Source organism: Streptomyces cinnamoneus (assembly GCF_014650495.1).
GTDB lineage: Bacteria > Actinomycetota > Actinomycetes > Streptomycetales > Streptomycetaceae > Streptomyces > Streptomyces cinnamoneus.
This window is the reverse complement of record NZ_BMVB01000066.1, coordinates 1-2,787: the sequence shown is the minus strand read 5'-3', so window position 1 is coordinate 2,787 and position 2,787 is coordinate 1. Positions and strand designations below refer to the sequence as shown.

The following is a 2,787-nucleotide window of genomic DNA, read 5'->3' as shown; positions in this document are numbered from 1 at the left end:
GGACCGGAACCTGCCCCACCTGCCGACAGACCGTCCCATGGCAGCCCTACGACACCACCTAACAAAGCACTACTAGCGCGCGTCTCTTTGATGGGTTGGTCAGTTGATCGGATGTATCCGCCCAAAGGGTGATCACTGATGCGATGCGGGACCGGATCGCGCCGCTGATGCCGGCCGATCCGGCCCGCGGCAGGCGGTGGGCCGATCACCTCAAGGGGGCAGTGGTGGTCCGCCCGCCGCTGCCCGCGGACCGGATCGGCCGGACTGCGGCGACCTCATCCGGAAGCTATGCGCACCATCTAGACAAGCGTATTAAACAAACGTCTTGAACAAGCGTATAAGTTCTCGCTATGGTTCTCTTCGTTGATCGAAAACGACCAAGGGGGACCAGTCATGACCGACCTCACCGCGACCGCGCCCGGCACCGCCACCCGCTCCGAGCTCTCCATCAACGGCCGCCGACTCTCCTACCTCGACTTCGGCGGCACCGGCCGGCCGCTGGTGGCCCTGCACGGGCATCTGTCCGAGGGTGCCACCTTCGCCCACCTCGCCGCGGCCCTGGGCCCCGAGTGGCGGCTGATCGCCCCGGACCAGCGCGGCCAGGGGGAATCCGACCGCACCCCCGACTACTCACGGGAGGGTTACCTCGCCGACCTGGAGGCCCTCCTGGACCACCTGGGCCTGGAGGAGACCGTCCTGCTCGGCCACTCCCTCGGCGCCATCAACGCCTACCAGTTCGCGGCTCGCCACCCCGAACGCGTCAGCGCCCTGGTCAACGCCGAGGGCCCGGCCTCGCTCGGCCTGGACGGCTCCAACCCGTTCGGCTTCCTGAAGAACCTGCCCTACCAGGCCCCCACCCGTGAGGCACTGATCGAGGGCCTCGGCCCGGCCGCGCCGTTCTTCGCGGACCGTCTGCGTGAGAACGCCGATGGCAGCTGGCGACTGCCCTTCCACCCGCAGGACATGTACCGCTCCGAGGACCAGGTCCACGGCGACCACTGGGCGGACTGGACGGCCACCAGCTGCCCCGCTCTGCTGGTCCGCGGCGCCAAGGGCGTCATCCCGGCCGAGCAGGCCGCCGCCATGGTCGACCGCCGCTCCGGCACGGTCGCGATCGAGCTGGACGCGGACCACCTCGTGTACACCGCCGCCCCCGACGCCTTCGCCACCGCCGTCCGCGACTTCCTCGACACCCTCTGAGCCCACCGGGCCCCGTTCTGCCCCCGCCGGCTCCCCGTCAAAGAGACACGCGCCGGTCCGACACGGTGATCGTCCCGCTGGACGACGGATGTCCTGTCCCGGACCCGTCGAGACCTGCGGTCTCGGTGATGGTGATAGTCGAGTCCACGTAGGGCGCGGTCATCGAGAACCCCACGGAGCTCCAGCCTGTCGTGAGGTCTCCCGAAGTGGCGGTGGTCGAGCGTCCTTGGATGCCTGCTGTCGGGCCGGTAATGAGGCTGCCGCCCGACCAGACGGCCGCGTCGTTGACCGGCTCGCCGCAGGTGTCGGAGCCCGAGGGCCGAGCCGGGTCGGTTGTGCTGGGGCTTAGGCAGTCCTGCGTGGAATGGGGGATCAGTGTCGTACCGCTGGGCAGCGAGGTGGTGACCGAGGCGTTGCGGATCGTGGCGCCGGTGTCGTTGTGCGACCAGATCCTCACCAGAACCGTACCGCCCGAGGCTGTGCTGACGTTCGAGCTCCAGGTCGCGCCACCGTCGGCCGAGAAGAGCAGCGTCGACGACGGGGCAGCGTGGGCGGTACCTGCGAAGGCAGGCACGCAGACGCCCATGACCGCCGCTACCACGCCGGCACGAGCCCGACGAGATGATCCAAGCCTCATGTCGCCTACCTCCCGACCAGCCGATCAGTCGCATTCAGCATGAGTTTCGCGCGTAGCCAACGCGACCGTGTCACCACAATTCACCTGAACGAGAGCCTCCCCGCACGTCCGCGCCAAGGCGAGGCCATCACCGAACGCTCCTCTCGGGCTGCCGCCGCTCTCGCCCGCAACAACAGCCACCATCCCGGATCCGGGTAAGAGCCATCAGGCACTGCCTGAGAAGGGTGGTTCCCCTCAATCGGTGGTGCACGGGGTCACCAGAGATCGAACCGGCCCGGCTCCCGCTCGTACAGGGGCGGAACAAGCCCCTCCGTGATCATTTTTGACCCGTTGCGAGCTCACACCACCACCCCCGTGGCCACTACGTTCACCCCTTGACCGAACACACAACCAGGGAGAAGGGCAACGATGCGCCCCACAAGACCCGTCAGCCGCATAGGCAGAACGCTCATGGCCTGTGCCGCCTCGGCCGCTGTAGCCACCGTGGGGCTTGCCGTCTCACCGGCCGCCGCCGCACCCGCCACCACCACGACCACCACGCAGGCCGAACCCGGCGGCGCCTGCACGGCGGCCGACCTCGGCACACGGCACCCGTTCATCAAGACCTCCGAAGTGACCCCGACGATCACCCACTTCACAGGCTGGTACGTCACCGCCGGCTCGACCGGTACCCAGACCGTCAACACCAGCGTCCAGACGACCATCTCGGTGTCCGTCGGCCTCACCGGCAACGTCGAAGGCGGCTTCGCCGTCGAGACCCTCGGCAAAGTCGGCGCGAGCCTGGGCCTGAACGTGCAGGTGAACTACACCTCCACCAGCAACACGTCGACGTCCGTCACGTGGAACTTCAGCAATCCCGGCTATTACGGCCTCTACAAGGGCACCAAGAAGGTCACCGGTACGTACGGCAGCCTCAACTGCAACCGCGTCCAACAGGGCGACGGCAGCTG

At 68.0% G+C, this 2,787-nt stretch carries 2 protein-coding genes and 1 pseudogene; 2 read left to right on the top strand and 1 reads right to left on the bottom strand.

Features of this window, described 5'->3' with window-relative positions:
• Positions 1–393: 393 nt before the first annotated feature.
• Positions 394–1,200, top strand: coding sequence for an alpha/beta fold hydrolase (locus IE182_RS31465; RefSeq protein WP_190113411.1), 807 nt, complete (start codon positions 394–396; stop codon positions 1,198–1,200).
• A gap of 37 nt (positions 1,201–1,237) precedes the next feature.
• Here IE182_RS31465 and IE182_RS31460 read toward each other — a convergent pair whose 3' ends face one another.
• Positions 1,238–1,786: a hypothetical protein gene (locus IE182_RS31460; RefSeq protein ID WP_190113410.1), complete on the bottom strand. Its 549-nt coding sequence runs from the start codon at positions 1,784–1,786 to the stop codon at positions 1,238–1,240.
• 459 nt (positions 1,787–2,245) lie between these two features.
• On the opposite strand from IE182_RS31460, the pseudogene IE182_RS31455 reads away from it, so the two are divergent.
• A pseudogene (locus IE182_RS31455) lies at positions 2,246–2,787 on the top strand (hypothetical protein); the annotation flags it as partial.

What these genes read in the sequence shown, in the direction of transcription:
- IE182_RS31465 (WP_190113411.1), top strand. Translation starts at nt 394, where the DNA reads ATGACCGACCTCACCGCGACCGCGCCCGGCACCGCCACCCGCTCCGAG.
- IE182_RS31460 (WP_190113410.1), bottom strand. Translation starts at nt 1,786, where the DNA reads ATGGGCGTCTGCGTGCCTGCCTTCGCAGGTACCGCCCACGCTGCCCCG.